Raw genomic sequence first — 14279 nt, 5'->3', positions numbered from 1 at the left:
CGTGGTCACGACGCCTCCGCACCGGCGCTGAGGTCGTAGACGGTGACCCCGTCGACGGTCCGCGCCGTGAACGTCTCGGCGACCCAGGCGGCGATCTCCTGGGAGGCCGAGCTGCCGCCGTTGGCCCGGAAGCCACCACCACCGACGAAGTAGTGGATCTCTCCGTCGGCCACGTACCGCTGGAACTGCGCGAGGGTCGGCGACGGGTCACTGCCGTTGAAACCGCCGATTGGCATCACCGGTTCGCCGGTGGCGAGCTGGTAACCGGACGCGTTGTTCGAGCCGATGGTCGCGGCCACCCAGGTGTAGTCGGCACTGTCGCGCTCCAACAGCTCGCGCAGTGCGGCGCTGGGCTCGCGAGCGTCGAGCAGCCCACCCATTCCCCCACCGGCCGTGCGCCCCTGGCCGCCGGGGACCTGGCCGCCGCCCGGGAAACCAGGCACGCCGTTGCGGCCGCCGCCGGGGAAACCTGGCCCCTGACCGCCGTTGCGGCCCCCACCGTTCTGACCGCCGCCGTTCTGGCCGCCGCCCGGGAGTTGGCCGCCCTCCGGGAAGCCGCCCGGGAACTGGCCGCCGCCGGGGAGTTGACCGCCGGTCGGCAGTTCCATGCCGCCGGGCGGTCGTCCGCCGGGGAAGCCGCCCCGGCCGAACCCGCCCGCCACGAACGGGCCGGCGCTCGGGATCGACCCGGTGTGCGGGGTGGCGGCGGTCTGCACCGCGTACGCCACCGGGCCGGCGAGGGCCGCCGCCGCGCCCAGGCCCAGCACCACCGGCACCAACCGGCGGGGCAGCCGGGTGACCAGCAGCAGCGCCGCACCGACCAGGCCGGTGACGAGCACCGTGGTCCGCAGCCACGGGTACCAGTCGGGGCTGCGACCGAGCAGCACCCACGCCCACCAGACGGTGACCGCGAGCGTGCCGGCGAGCGTCGCCGTGGCGGCGAGTGGACGCCACCGCTGCCAGCGTGTGCCGACAGCTTCGGCGGACGCGGGCAGCAGTCGGCGTTGCCGCCAGAGCAGTGTCACGCCGATGCCGACCAGGGCACCGATCGCCGGTGCGAGCGCCACCGTGTAGTAGGCGTGGAAGATCCCGGACATGAAGCTGAAGATCAGGCCGGTGATCAGCAGCCAGCCGCCCCAGAGCAGCAACCCGGCCCGGGGGCGGTCGGTGCGGGCCGCCCGCCCGGCGAGCAGCAGGCCGACCACCAGCAGGATCAGCGCGGCCGGCAGCAGCCAGGAGACCTGACCACCGATCTCGCCGCCGAACATCCGCAGCACGCCGTTCTGCCCGGAGAACGGGCCACCGCCGCCACCCGGCCGCGCACCACCGCCGCCGACGCTGCCGACCTCCTCGCCGGTGATCCGGCCGAGGCCGTTGTAGCCGAGCGTCAACTCCAGGATGCTGTTGCCCTGCGAACCGCCGATGTACGGGCGGGCGCTGGCCGGCACCAGCTCGACCAGCGCCACCCACCAGCCGGCGGAGACCACCACCGCCAACCCGGCCAGCAGCAACTGCCGCACCCGCCGCCACAGCCCGGTCGGCGCGGCCAACAGGTAGACGCCGGCGAAGACCGGCACCACCAGGAACGCCTGCAACATCTTGGTGAGGAAGCCGAAGCCGACCAGCACACCGACCAGCACGATCCACCGGGTGCTGGCCGTCTCCAGCGCGCGCACGGTGGCGTACGCCCCGGCGACCAGCAGCAGGACCAGCAGCGCGTCGGGGTTGTTGAACCGGAACATCAGCGTCGCCACCGGGGTGACCGCGAGGACCGCGCCGGCGATCAGACCGGCGGCCGGCCCGTACCAGCGCTTCACCGTCGCGTGGAGCACGCCGACCGAGGCGACCCCACAGAGCGCCTGCGGCACCAGCATCGCCCAGCTGTTCAACCCGAAGACGCGCACGGACAGGGCCATCAGCCACAGCGACGCGGGTGTCTTGTCGACGGTGATGGAGTTCGCGGCGTCCGACGAGCCGTAGAGGAACGCCTTCCAGCTCACCGAGCCGGCCTGCACTGCCGCCGCGTAGAACGAGTTCGCCCAGCCGGACGCGCCCAGGCCCCACAGGTAGAGCAGGCCGGTGGCGAGCAGCAGGATCGCCAGCGCGGGCCGGGCCCAGGCCGGCGAGCGGCGCGTCGGCGGCGAGTGCTGGTCGGGGCGGGCGGCCGGCGGCGGCTCGGGTGCGGCGGGTGCCGTCAGCAGGGTCTCTGTTCTGTCCATGCGGCCAGCCTCGACGGCCGGGCTGGCGCGACCCCGTGCGCCGACTATGCGTCAGCTGTGGGATTCGGCAGCCGGACGGTGAACATTGTCCGACCTGGACGGCTGTCCACCCCGACCGTGCCGTGGTGGGCCTCCACCACCGCCGCGACGATCGCGAGACCGAGGCCGGTGCTGCCGTGCGCTCGGGATCGGGAGCTGTCGCCCCGGGCGAACCGCTCGAACATCTCCGGTTGCAGCTCCGCCGGCACCCCCGGCCCGTCGTCCGCGACGGTCAGCACGGCGCTGGCGGTGTCGACGGCCAGTGTGGTGGTGACAGTGCTGCCGGGCGGGGTGTGCACCCGGGCGTTGGTGAGCAGGTTCGCGACCACCTGGTGCAGCCGGGCGGCGTCGCCCCGTACCTGGATCGCCACCTCGGGCAGTTCGAGCTGCCAGCGGTGTTCGGGACCGGCGACGTGCGCGTCACTGACCGCGTCCACCACCAGGGCGGTCAGGTCCACCGGTTCGACAGCGAGCGGCCGGCCGGTGTCGAGGCGGGCCAGCAGCAGCAGGTCGTCGACGAGGCTGGTCATTCTGGTGCTCTCCGACTCCACCCGGCGCAGCGCGTGCGCCACGTCGGCGGGGACCTCGTCACGGCCACGCCGGGCCACCTCGGCGTAGCCGCGGATCGCCGCGAGAGGCGTCCGCAGCTCGTGGCTGGCGTCGGCGACGAACTGGCGTACCCGGGTCTCGCTGGCCTGCCGGGCGGAGAGCGCGTCGGCGACGTGGCCCAGCATCCGGTTCAGCGCCGCGCCGACCTGACCGACCTCGGTGCGCGGGTCGGTGTCTGCGGCCGGGACCCGGACGGCGAGCGCCACCTCCCCCCGGTCCAGGGGCAGTTCGGTGACGCGGGTGGCGGTGGCGGCCACCCGGTTGAGCGGTCGCAGGGTCGCCCGCACGATCAGCGCGCCCGCCACACCGGCGAGCAGCAACCCGACTGCGGCCACCCCGGCCTGCGCGGCGACCAGCGCCCAGACGGTCTCCTGGACGCCGGACAGGGGGATCGCGACGACGCGTACCCGGCCGTCCCAGTACTGGCGGGCCACGGCCCGGTAGTCACCGCGATCGCCGAGGTCGACGGTGCGCGGCCTGGCGTCGACCGGGAGGTCCGCCAGCACGGCGACCTCCCCCACCGGGACCGACTGTTCGTCGGGGAACGGATCGGCGCTGGAGACGCTCCTGGTCAGGGTCCGGGCGCTGGTCACGCGGCCGTCGTTGATCTCGGCGACGACAGCGCCGGACGGCAACCCGGGAGGGATGCCCGGTCCGTTGCCGGGAAACGCCGGCCGTCCCGGCCGGTCGCCCCGCATGGCCGTCGCAGGGGCCAACTGGGCGTCGAGCCGGTCGATCAGGAAGTGCCGCAGCGCCACAGTGGTCAGGCCACCGATGGCGACGCTGACCAACGCCAGCAGCGCGAGCAGGGCGAACACCAGTCGGGTACGCAGGGAGCGCCCGGCCAGCCACCCTCGGGCGGCGCGCAGCGGGCGGCGCCTACTCGGCGGGTTTGAGGACATAACCCGCGCCGCGCAGCGTGTGGATCATCGGCGCCCGGCCGGCGTCGATCTTCTTGCGCAGGTACGAGATGTACAGCTCCACCACGTTGGCCTGTCCGCCGAAGTCGTAGTTCCACACCCGGTCGAGGATCTGCGCCTTGCTGAGCACCCGGCGCGGGTTGCGCATCAGGTAACGCAGCAGCTCGAACTCGGTCGCGGTGAGGGTGACGAGCTGGCCGGCACGGCGGACCTCGTGGCTGTCCTCGTCGAGGCTGAGGTCACCGACGGTCAGCACCGCCTCCTCCCGGGCGGCGATCGCCAGCCCGGAGCGGCGCAGCAGCGCGCGCAGCCGGGCGATCACCTCCTCCAGGCTGAACGGTTTGGTGACGTAGTCGTCGCCGCCGACGGTCAACCCGGCGATGCGTTCCTCGACCGCGTCGCGGGCGGTCAGGAAGAGCACCGGCACGGTGGGGGCGTGCTCGCGCAGCCGGCGCAGCACCTGGAAGCCGTCCAGGTCGGGCAGCATCACGTCGAGCACCACGGCGTCCGGCTGGAACTGCCGGGCGGTGCTCAACGCCGCCATGCCGTTGCCGGCGGTGCGGACCTGCCAACCCTCGTAGCGCAGGGCCATCGACAGCAGGTCGGTGAGCGTGGGTTCGTCGTCGACCACCAGCACCCGGACGGGTTCACCGTCGGGGCGACGCAGCTCGATCCGGCTCGGCGCGGCCTGCCCGTTCATGACCATGGGCCCCATGGTGGCCGCCACGCCTGTGCCGCGCCCCTGCGGAAGCTGTGCGCGAGCTGTGCGGCCGGGCCGACGCGACGCCGGCGACACCACCGGTCAGCCCCGCCTCGTGGTCACTCGGACACCCCGTACGCGTCGGTGCGCACGAACCGCATGCTCCAGCCGCCGGCCTCGTCGGGCCGGTCGCGTTCGTAGAGGTGGTCGGGGCCGGGCTGCACCGGGCCCGTGCCGTCCGGGTGCCGCATGATCCAACGTTGGGGTGGGGCGCCGTCCGACCCGGCCGGCAGCAGCCGGACCAGGCCGTCCGCGGGCCCGCCGACGAAGCGTACGGTGACCTCGCTCATCGCGGCGTCCCCTCGGGTGACCGTGCCGGCACAATCGGTGACACCGGCTCTGGCTCGCAAGCTACCGCACCCGCCGCCGTGGCGCAGCGAGGTGCGCGGGGCCGTCCGCCTCGAATCGGGCTCCGGTTTGCCCAGCTCGGCGCTCGGGTACCGGCACCTCAGCACCCGCCGTCGGCGGGGCGAGGACGAGGAGCGGTCGATGCGGATGCTGGACGGGCGGTACCGGCTCGAACAGCGCATCGGTGTGGGCGGGATGTCCGAGGTGTGGCGGGCCTATGACCAGGTACTGGACCGGCCGGTCGCGGTGAAGCTCCTCTCGCCCGGCCGTGACGATCGGGACGGCCCGGTGGACCGGATCCGGGCGGAGGCCCGGTCGGCTGCCCGGCTGGAACACCCCAACGTGGCCAGCGTGCACGACTTCGGCACCTCCTCGACGTGGCCCGGCCGACCGGTGCCCTACATCGTCATGGAGCTGGCCGAGGGTGAGACGCTCGCCGTGCACCTGCGCGCCGGGCCGCTGGACTGGCAGATCGCGGTGCGGGTCTGCGCGGAGGTCGCCGCGGCGCTGGCCGCCGCGCACGCCGAGGGCATCGTGCACCGGGACGTCAAGCCGGCCAACGTCATGCTCACCCCGGCGGGGGTGAAGGTGCTCGACTTCGGCATCGCCATCGCCGCCGGTGCGCCGGACCCGATGCCGACCGGGATGGTGTTGGGCACCCCGGCGTACCTGGCACCCGAGCAGCTGGACGAGGCACCGGCCACCCCCGCCGCCGACATGTACGCCCTCGGCGTGCTGCTCTACTACAGCCTCACCGCCCGCCTGCCCTACCGCGCGGCGACCGCCAGCGAACTGCTGCTCGTCCGCCGCCGCCGGCCACCGGAGCCGCTGCCCGACATCGCCGGGCTCCCGCCGGAGGTGGCCGAGCTGTGCCACTCCTGCCTCGCCGACGACCCCGCGCAGCGGCCGACCAGCCTGGTCGCCGCGTTGCTGCTGGCCGAGGCGGTGGACGCCCGGGTGTACGTGCCGATGACGATCCCGACGACCCGCCGGCCGGCCCCGACGTCGCCGTGGACCGAGCGGGCCGCCGCGGAGGCCACCGAGGCGGTGGTGCTGGTGGACGAGCCGCACCTGCCCGCCGGGCGCTGACCGGACGACAGGCGGCGTTTCGCCGGGCGGCGAAGGGGTAGCCGGCTGGTGAGCGACGGGAGAAACGCGATGCCGGATCAGAGTTCCTGGCTGCGTGAGGCCACAGCGACCGCCGAGGGCGGTCACGTACGCACCGACGATGGCGGGCTCTCCACCGCGCTGGCCTCACCGCTGGCGCCGCACTGCACCGGGCTGACCCCGGAACAGTTGCTGGCCGCAGCCTTCGCCTCCTGCCTGCATCACGCGGCGGTGGAGGTGGCCGGGGAGATCACCGACGAGGCGCACACCGTGCAGGTCCGCGCGGAGGCGAAGCTGGGGCGGGACAACGACGGCCGATACCGGGCCGACGTGCACGCGGAGATCTCCTCAGCCGGGCTGAGCCGAGACCAACTGGCCGACCTGGTCGAGTACGCCGACCGGCTCTGGCCGTTCTCCAGCGGCGACGCCAGCCGACACCGCCTGACCGTCACCCCAGCCGAGAACGGCCGACACTGACTCCACGCTCAGGTCGTCGCCTGTCACCCGCACACCCCGGGGCCGGTTGGTGGAGGCATGGCTCGGCTGTTCGGCTGAGTCCTGAAGTTTGCCGGAGGCGCGGCCAGCGGGGTGGCGGGGCGACCGCATTCACCCGGCAAGTCGGGAATAACCGTCTGGAGTGATCCGCGAGGTTGATCTACTTCGCTCGTATTTTGCCCAATAAAGTCGCCATGATCAGGGCAAATTGTGGCGCATGCCACCGTACGGGCTGATGGCATCGGGCATTCAGCTCTTTAGCCTCGTCAGGTGCATCCCGACGACCCCTCTGCCCAGAAGCTGACCGACGCGCGCCCGAGCACCCCCTCGGACGACGCCGCATCAACCGAACGGACGATCGGCCGTCACCGCGCTCCCGACCCGTCGCGGCGTGCCCTGCTGCGCTCGACCCCGGTCCGGGTGGCGCTGGCCACCGGTGTCACCTGCTGCCTCAGCCTCGTCGCGGTCGCCACCGCGCGAGGCAACGACGACACCCCCCGTACGGTCGAGCCGCTCGCCGAGGCGGTGGCCGACCGCGCCGCCATCGCCGACGAGCGCGCCTCCCGGTCACTGGATCGCGACGCCGCCCCCGCCCGAATCCTGCCCACCCCGACGGCGAAGCCCACGCCCACTCCCACCGCCGTCCGCAAGGCGCCCAAGAAGCCGGTCAAGCCCCGCCGCCCCCGGCCGGTCGCCGGCCTCGACCAGGCACAGATGGACAACGCGAAGATCATCGTGGACGTCGGCCTGGAGATGAAGATGCCGCGCCGCGCCCTGGTGGTGGCACTGTCCACCGCCATGCAGGAGAGCAACCTCTACAACCTGGCCAGCGACGTCCTCCCGGAGTCGGCGGAGTACCCGAACCAGGGCAGCGGCTCCGACCACGACTCGGTCGGGCTGTTCCAGCAGCGGCCCAGCAGCGGCTGGGGCACCGTGGCCCAGCTGATGCGCCCGTCGTACGCCGCGCGGGCCTTCTACACGGCGCTCAACGAGATCCCCGGCTGGCAGGACATGAGCGTCACCGCCGCCGCCCAGGCCGTGCAGATCTCCGCGTACCCCGACGCGTACGCCCAGCACGAGGACCGGGCGACCACCGTCGCGGCGGCGCTCACCGCCTGAGCCGGGCACCCACGCCCGCGCGTCTCAGCGACGGCCCGGCGGTGGCTCCGCGCCCGCGTCCGGGCCCCCGACCCCGACCCGGCTGCCCGGCACTCCGGCGGCTGCGGTGGGGGTGTCGGCGGGCACCTGGTCGACCGTCACCTGGCTGAGGATCTCGTCCACCCGCACCTCGCGCCGTCGGCGAGCGTCCAGCGCCGCCTCGAAGTCACGTCGGGCCTGCACGGCCTCCGCGTACGCCCGCTCCCGCACCCGCCGCGCCTCCTCGCGGGCCGCGTCCAGCTCGGCGCGGGCCTGGGCCAGGATCTCGGCGGCCTCACGCCGCACCGCGTCACCGGCGTACCGGGGGGCCGCGACGTCGTCCAGATCGAGTCGGTGCAGGAGCCCGCTGAGCCAGGCTGCCTCCTGGCGGATCTCGTCCCACTCCCGGGCCTCCCCGGCGGCGCCCTCGGCCCGCGCCGCGAGCCGGGACAACCGGATCCCCAACTCGTCCAGGCAGTAATCCACCTGTCGCTGGTCGTAACCGGTCTCAACGACGGAGAACCTCATACTGTCGCCCCCCAGGCAGCTGCTGTTACTTCCCCACCTGGATCCTCGGCCGCGACCGCTCGCGCCGAGGGGGTTCGGGAAAAATGTTCAGCATGCGCGCAGGTGGCGCGGGCCTCAAATGCGCTTGGGCAGCACCACGACCCGGCCGAAGAACTCGTCGATGCGGCGAACCACGTCGTTGAAGTCGTCCAGGTCGATCGGCTTGGTGACGTACGCGTTGGCCTGCAACGTGTAGCTGCCGACGATGTCGGTGTCGGCGTTGGATGTGGTCAGCACGACGATCGGGATGGTTCGCAGATCCTCGTCCTGCTTGACCGCCCCGAGCACCTGCCGACCGTCCATCCGCGGCATGTTCAGATCCAGCAGGATCACGTCCGGTCGGCGGGCCTGCTCGTGCCGGCCCTCGGCGCGGAGAAACTCCATCGCCTCCTCGCCGTCACTCACCACGTCGATGATCTTGTCGACGTCGGAGTCCGCCAGCGCCTCCTCGATCATCAGCACATCACCCGGGTCGTCGTCGACCACCAGGATGCGTACCGGCTGCGGGCTGTCTACGCCCATCACTACCTGCCTCGGAGTCGGCGGGGACGGGACCCTGACGGTCACCGCGTTGGCGGGGAAATGCTGGCGGGGAAATCTAGCCCATCACGAAGCACTGCGGGACGCGGGGTCGACCGACTCCGGTTCGTAGCGCAACACGTCGGCGAGGCCGGTCACGCGCAGCACCCGCTCGACCCGCCCGTTGGCGCCGGTGAGCCGGAGCCACCCCCCGTCGGCCGCCGCCCGATTGTCGCCCCGGACGAACACCGCCATTCCGGTGGAGTCGCAGAACGTGAGGTCGGTCAGGTCGAGCAGCACCCGGGTCTCACCCGCCGCGGTGAGCCGGTCGATCGCGGCGGTCAGCTCGGGGGCGGTGCTCAGGTCCAGCTCGCCCACGAGCCGCAGGCAGGCGCCACCACCGTCGCTCTCGACGTAGTTGACGCTGAACGTCACCGTTCTCCCCCTCGCTCCACCCCAGGGTGGGACGTTTGCAGTCCGGCAAGTATACGCAGAGCTGACTCGTCCGCCGCCGGGCGCGGTGATCGATCCGGCGGCCACCGGTGGGTCGGTCAGCGGGCGGTGGCGGGCAGCGCCGCGCATCCCAGCGCCAGCGCCCGCGCCGCCCGGGGGAAGTCCCGCAACGCGGCGGCGTAGTGCTCCAGCGGCAGGACGACCGCCCCGGTGGGCACCCCACGACTGCCCAGAATCCCCGACAGCCACTCCACGAACTCGGTGAACAACGTTGGGTCGTCGACATAGACCGCCGCCGCCAGGAAATCCACTATGTGGCCCAGGTCGCTCACTGTCGCGTCGAGCTGCGCGGCGGTGTACGCCCGTGCCGCCGGCACCCGCTCCCGCAGCTCCGCCAACGCGCTGTCGATCAGCTCACCGCGACGGCGCACCAGGCTGGCGTACTCGTCGTCGCCCAGGTGCGCCAGTTGCGCCGGCGCGGCCCCGCGCAGCGCCCGCTCGTCGGTGATCAGCTCGGCCGCCGAGGGGGCGTCCGGCGCCCAGGCCACCCCGAGCCGGCGCGCCCACCGGCCGTCCGTGCCGAACCCACGCCCGCCGACCACCACCGGCACGTCCGAGCGGCGGCAGGCCTCGATCATCCGGTGGGCGTACGGCAGGCGCATCGGCAGCGCGCACGCCAGCGCGACCGCGTGCGCGTCGTAGCGGTGCAGGTACGACACGAGGTGCGCCGCGGGGACGCTGGCGCCCAGGAAGGTCACCTGCCACCCGCGTAACCGCAGCACCTCGGCCACCAGCCGGGGTGGCAGCGCGTGCCACTCGCCGTCCATGCAGGCGACCACGACCCGGCCACCGGTCGGCCGCGCCTTGACGTGCGCGGAGACCGCCGCCACCACCTGCTCGCTGATGTGGGTGGCCGCGTGCTCCTGGGCGACGCTCCACTCGTTGCGCGCCCACCGCTCGCCCACCTCGGCCTGGGCGGGCGCGACCAGGTCGAGCAGCACCCGCTCCGCCGGGACGCCCGCGTCGAGCAGGCCGATCGCCAGGTCGGTCGCGGCGTACTCGTCGGCGTCGGCGAGGTGGTCCAGGTACCCCGAGTACGCCTCGCCGAGGTCGGTGGTGGCCGTGGCGGCGGTCACGCGTCAGTCTCCTCTGTCTGGTCGATGCCGGCGGGCACCGAGTGCAGGTGCCGCGCCCCGCGCCCGCTCGGGCCGGCCGCCCGCAGCGCCAGCACGGCGATGTCGTCGTGGTCGCCCTGCGCCAACCAGTCGCAGGTGATCTGCTCGACCCGTTCGGCCAGAGCCGGCGCGGGCATCCGCTGGCAGCCGGTCAGCGCCGTGACCAGCCGCTCCGGCCCGAACTGCTCGTCTCCGCGCCGCCCGCCCCGTGCCTCGGTCACGCCGTCGCTGTAGAGCAGGCAGGTCTCGCCCGGCGCCAGCCGTACGGTCACCTCCCCGACGCGGGGGTCGGGCACCACCCCGATCAGCATGCCGCGCAACTCCACCGTCTCCACCTCACCGGAGGCGCGCAGCACCAGCGGTGGCAGGTGCCCGCCGCCGGCCATGGTGAGGGTGAGGCCACCGTCGCGCTCCGGGCGGGCCACACCCAGCACGATCGTGGCGAAGCGGCCCTGGCCGTGCGCCTGGGTCGTCTCCAGCAACGCGTCGTTGAGCAGCCGCAGCAACCGCGCGGGGTTCGACTCCAACCGGTGCAGCGCCTGGAGGCACTGGCGCAGTTGGCCGGTGAAGACGGCGGCTTCGACGCCCTTGCCCGACACGTCGCCGAGGAAGAACACCGAACCACCGTCGGTGAGCCGGTGCGAACCGTAGAAGTCGCCGCCGATGCGCAGCCCCGCCTGCGCGGGCCGGTACGCGGTGCCCCACTGCACACCGACGGCCTCGACCGGCTCGACCGGCAACAGGCTGGCCTGGAGGGTGTCGGCCACCTCGGCCTGGTCGCGGTAGAGCAGCGCGGTGGTCAACGCCGCGCCGGCGCGGGCCGCGAAAGCGCGGACCAGCTCCACGTCGTCCTCGTCGTACCAGCGGGTGGCGCGACGGGCCACCAGCAGCACACCGACCGGCGCGTCACGCCCCGGCAGCGGGACGACCCGGGCGGCGCTCTCGGTGCCGGCCAGCCCCGGCAGCCAGCCGGCGTCGACCGCCTGCTCGACCAGCCAGTCCACCGCGTGCGGCTCGGCCCCGGTCAACCCGTCGGCGATGGCGGTCGGCAGCTCGCCGCCGGCCAGCACGCCGCTGTCCACCGTCGGCACCTCGTCGTCGGTGCGGGAGGCCCGCCACCAGCGAGCACGACCGGCCCGCGGCGCGATCACCAGCACCGCCACCTCGGCCAGGGTCGGCACGGCGAGTCGGACGACCGCGGCGGCCGCCCGGTCGGGGTGCAGTGGGTTGCCCAGCTTGTCGCCGACCACGGCCAGGAATGCCGAGCGGGCCCGTTCGGCGAGCAGCGCGTCGGCGCGGCTGACGCTGTCGGTGACGTCCTCGACGTACCAGCAGCAGCGGTCACCGGAGAGCGGCACCTGGCGCGCGGTGAGCCGGCGCCCGCGATGGGTGAAGCTCCCGGGGACCCCTTCGCTCAACCCGTGCACACCGGCCGCGCTGAGCAGCTCGCCGGACGTCACCTCGGGCAACAACCGCTCAGCCACCGGGCTGACGTGCCGCACGACGCCATCGGCGTCGCAGACCACCAGCCCTTCCCGGAAGTGCTCGACGACCTCTAACCAGTCAGGCGTGGTTTGCCCCCGGTCGGGGGCCAGCGGCGGCAGGGCAGCGGTGGGGCGGCGAACGTCGGCGGACCACGCCGAGGGTCGAGTCGTGCTCGGCGTGGAGAGCCGTCCGTCGCCCGGGTCCCAGTCCCTGACGTCGGAAGCAGTCACCAGCTGAGCCTCACTCCTTGTCGTTCACCGAACCCGTGCCGGAACCGGCGTCCACTGTCAAAACTCTCCGGCCACCCTACGCCGGAACCCGGAAAGCGGCATCTCACGGCAGGTGACGGGCACCGCCACGGCAGGGGTGTCGGACGAGGGACACGAGGGCGCTTCGCCGCCCCCGCTTTGCGTTTTGTCGCTCGACAAGGAAAATGGTGGGATGCCCGACCAGCTGTTGACCATCGAGACAACCCGGCTCGCCGCCGGGAACGTCCGACTCCGGCTGACCGGCGAACTCGACTACGACAGCGCGCCCGACCTGATCGCCGCGGCGGCCGAGCTGGGCGGCGACGGTGACGCCCCGGTTCTTCTCGACCTGACCGGGGTGACCCTCTGCGACTCCTCCGGGCTCAGCGCGCTGCTGGTGGTGCACCGGGCCGCCGGGGCGATCCGACTGACCGGGGTCAGCCCTCAACTTCAGCGAATGCTGGACCGCACGGGCCTGAGTGAGTTGCTCGCCGAGGCGTACGCCGACGACGACGTGCGCGCCATCGGCTGACCCGAAAGCCACCCCCGGAAGCGAAACGGGGTGGCCCCCGACCCTGGGACCTGGGGTCGGGGGCCGGAGGAATGTCTAGGGTGCCGTCATCGGCTGGAGCCGGGGGCCGTCCTCACGCAGCTCGCCGATCGGGGCCGCGTCCACGTCCTCCGGCTCCCCCGAATCGGGCGTCTGGTACAGGTAGCGGACGAACTGCCCACCCGCCTCGTTGTCGTCCGCGCCGGGCCACTGACCGATGCAGTCCATTCCGATCACCTCGCGGCCCGTTCCGTCGGCCTCCTCCAGCAGCGCCCACAGGCTCACCGGGTAACACCTGGTGACCTCCGGTGTGAGCTGCCAGCGGGCGTACCAGCCGGGTCGAGCGGGGACGATCTCGACAACTTCCTTCATGACGACCTTCCTTCCGCGTACCTCGGAAGAACTCCGGTCCTGACCCGATCGTGCGGGCCGTGCGGGTGAGCACCCCTCACCCCCGCCGGATGAAGCGTGGCGCAGGCCGCTCCGACCCGGCCGGCGGCCTCCGTTTCCTTCTCCGGGACGGCGGGAAGGCGACTGGCGCAGCCACGATCCCCAGCGGAAGGGATGCCACCATGCGCAAGCAGATGGAGGGCGACAACCAGAGGCGCCGGGCACTGGCCCGGCAGGCCCGGGAGCAGAATCGCCAGCCCAGCGAGATCGGCGCCAGCCTGAGTGCGTCCAAGCAGCTCACGAGCCTTGATGCGGGTAAGCGGGCCGGCCCACCAGCGGCCGGAACGCACAAGTCGGACAGCACGCGCGGCGGGCCGGCACCGCCGCCGGTCGGTAGCGCCGACAACCCGCGACCGCAGCCGTCCCCGCCGAGCGGTGCGGCCGGTGTGAACAGCATGGGCTACCACGACCTGGTCGACGAGGTCCGGCGTCGCGCCGGGGTCGACTTCAAGACCGCCAAGGTGGGCACCGAGGCGACAGTGCTGGTCCTCGCGTTCGCCCTGGAGGCCGCCGAGCGGCAGCGGCTGCTCGCCGCGGTGCCGGCGTCGCTGCACGACGTGCTGCCGGTCGACGGCATCGAACGGCACCAGGACCTGCCCGGCTTCCTGGCCGAGGTGGGCCGGATCAGCGGCAACACCCCGGAGCAGGCCCGGTACCAGGCCGAGGCGACGATCGCCGCGCTCGCCGAGCAGGACGGCGACCTGGTCGAGTCGTTGCACGTACCCGACGGGTTGCGCGACCTGCTGAACCCGCCGGAGGCGGGCGGCGGTCTGGTGGGCGCCTCCACCACCACACCCACCCTGGACGCCGACGAGATCAGCGCGGCGCTGGACGACCTGCCCTACTGGGCCGGCGACAGCCAGGGCCTCTACCGGGTGGTCGCACTGCCGCCCGACAACCTGGACCGGGTGCTCGCCCGGCTCGACCGGCTGCGCCAGGACAACGGCCGCGGCCCGAGCATCGGGCGTCCGGGCGACACCGCCGCCGTGTTGACCGTGCGGACCAGCCAGGCCAACGGGGTCACCGCGCTCGACGTGGACCTCGCCCGCCAGATCGACGACGCGATCGACGAGGTGGGGGCCGGGATGGCCGGCGGCTGACCGGTCACCACGACACCGTCGGGCCGGCGGACCCGGGGCGACCCCGCTCCGCCGGCCCGTCCGCCGTGCCGGGTGCACCGTGGGCTCGGCTAGCGTGC

15 protein-coding genes are annotated in these 14279 nt (G+C 73.4%); 5 read left to right on the top strand and 10 right to left on the bottom strand.

Annotated features, from left to right (window positions below; all coding sequences use genetic code 11):
* Positions 1-5: 5 nt before the first annotated feature.
* The 4 genes from GA0070561_RS30045 to GA0070561_RS30030 form a co-directional block, all read right to left on the bottom strand.
* On the bottom strand, positions 6-2219 hold the full coding sequence (locus GA0070561_RS30045; protein ID WP_091408179.1) for an ArnT family glycosyltransferase: 2214 nt from the start codon (positions 2217-2219) through the stop codon (positions 6-8).
* Between the two features lie 44 nt (positions 2220-2263).
* Positions 2264-3769 (bottom strand): sensor histidine kinase, encoded by a 1506-nt coding sequence (locus GA0070561_RS30040; protein ID WP_091408177.1) that lies wholly within the window; start codon positions 3767-3769, stop codon positions 2264-2266.
* Positions 3747-4487 (bottom strand): response regulator transcription factor, encoded by a 741-nt coding sequence (locus GA0070561_RS30035; protein ID WP_372433046.1) that lies wholly within the window; start codon positions 4485-4487, stop codon positions 3747-3749. Before GA0070561_RS30035 ends, GA0070561_RS30040 begins: the two co-directional genes overlap by 23 nt.
* A gap of 119 nt (positions 4488-4606) precedes the next feature.
* Positions 4607-4837: a hypothetical protein gene (locus GA0070561_RS30030; RefSeq protein WP_091408172.1), complete on the bottom strand. Its 231-nt coding sequence runs from the start codon at positions 4835-4837 to the stop codon at positions 4607-4609.
* A gap of 199 nt (positions 4838-5036) precedes the next feature.
* On the opposite strand from GA0070561_RS30030, the gene GA0070561_RS30025 reads away from it, so the two are divergent.
* The 3 genes from GA0070561_RS30025 (at position 5037) to GA0070561_RS30015 (ending at position 7616) form a co-directional block, all read left to right on the top strand.
* Positions 5037-5984 carry a serine/threonine-protein kinase gene (locus GA0070561_RS30025; protein WP_091408818.1) on the top strand — a complete coding sequence of 316 codons (948 nt, stop codon included), beginning with the start codon at positions 5037-5039 and terminating at the stop codon, positions 5982-5984.
* A 69-nt stretch (positions 5985-6053) separates the two neighbouring features.
* Complete coding sequence (locus GA0070561_RS30020) at positions 6054-6479, top strand: OsmC family protein (protein ID WP_030332593.1); 426 nt, start codon at positions 6054-6056, stop codon at positions 6477-6479.
* 288 nt (positions 6480-6767) lie between these two features.
* Positions 6768-7616 carry a hypothetical protein gene (locus tag GA0070561_RS30015; RefSeq protein ID WP_167362534.1) on the top strand — a complete coding sequence of 283 codons (849 nt, stop codon included), beginning with the start codon at positions 6768-6770 and terminating at the stop codon, positions 7614-7616.
* A gap of 24 nt (positions 7617-7640) precedes the next feature.
* On the opposite strand, the gene GA0070561_RS30010 is transcribed toward GA0070561_RS30015, so the two are convergent.
* The 5 genes from GA0070561_RS30010 to GA0070561_RS29990 all read right to left on the bottom strand — a co-directional run bounded on the left by GA0070561_RS30010 (position 7641) and on the right by GA0070561_RS29990 (position 12063).
* Positions 7641-8162 (bottom strand): ATPase, encoded by a 522-nt coding sequence (locus tag GA0070561_RS30010; RefSeq protein ID WP_091408169.1) that lies wholly within the window; start codon positions 8160-8162, stop codon positions 7641-7643.
* Positions 8163-8276: 114 nt separating this feature from the next.
* Positions 8277-8723 carry a response regulator gene (locus GA0070561_RS30005; protein ID WP_091408166.1) on the bottom strand — a complete coding sequence of 149 codons (447 nt, stop codon included), beginning with the start codon at positions 8721-8723 and terminating at the stop codon, positions 8277-8279.
* Between the two features lie 84 nt (positions 8724-8807).
* Entirely contained in the window at positions 8808-9155 is a 348-nt protein-coding gene (locus GA0070561_RS30000; RefSeq protein WP_091408163.1) for an STAS domain-containing protein, read from the bottom strand.
* A 116-nt stretch (positions 9156-9271) separates the two neighbouring features.
* The gene (locus GA0070561_RS29995) at positions 9272-10309 is read right to left on the bottom strand and encodes a cobalamin B12-binding domain-containing protein (RefSeq protein WP_091408161.1); all 1038 of its coding nucleotides are present in this window, start codon (positions 10307-10309) and stop codon (positions 9272-9274) included.
* A complete protein-coding gene (locus GA0070561_RS29990; RefSeq protein ID WP_091408158.1) occupies positions 10306-12063 on the bottom strand; it encodes a PP2C family protein-serine/threonine phosphatase in 1758 nt (585 codons plus the stop codon). Before GA0070561_RS29990 ends, GA0070561_RS29995 begins: the two co-directional genes overlap by 4 nt.
* A 211-nt stretch (positions 12064-12274) precedes the next feature.
* Between GA0070561_RS29990 and GA0070561_RS29985 the strand changes: the two genes are divergently transcribed.
* Positions 12275-12613: an STAS domain-containing protein gene (locus tag GA0070561_RS29985; RefSeq protein ID WP_091408155.1), complete on the top strand. Its 339-nt coding sequence runs from the start codon at positions 12275-12277 to the stop codon at positions 12611-12613.
* A gap of 75 nt (positions 12614-12688) precedes the next feature.
* Here the strand turns inward: GA0070561_RS29985 and GA0070561_RS29980 are convergent, their stop codons facing one another.
* The gene (locus GA0070561_RS29980) at positions 12689-13003 is read right to left on the bottom strand and encodes a hypothetical protein (RefSeq protein ID WP_091408152.1); all 315 of its coding nucleotides are present in this window, start codon (positions 13001-13003) and stop codon (positions 12689-12691) included.
* Between the two features lie 200 nt (positions 13004-13203).
* Here GA0070561_RS29980 and GA0070561_RS29975 point away from each other — a divergent pair, with 200 nt between their 5' ends.
* Complete coding sequence (locus GA0070561_RS29975; protein ID WP_091408149.1) at positions 13204-14181, top strand: DUF2267 domain-containing protein; 978 nt, start codon at positions 13204-13206, stop codon at positions 14179-14181.
* The last annotated feature ends 98 nt before the right edge of the window (positions 14182-14279 follow it).

Origin of the sequence: Micromonospora saelicesensis (assembly GCF_900091575.1) — a bacterium.
Lineage (GTDB): Bacteria > Actinomycetota > Actinomycetes > Mycobacteriales > Micromonosporaceae > Micromonospora > Micromonospora saelicesensis.
Note: the sequence above shows the minus strand (reverse complement) of the source record. Positions and strands in the feature narration are given on the sequence as shown.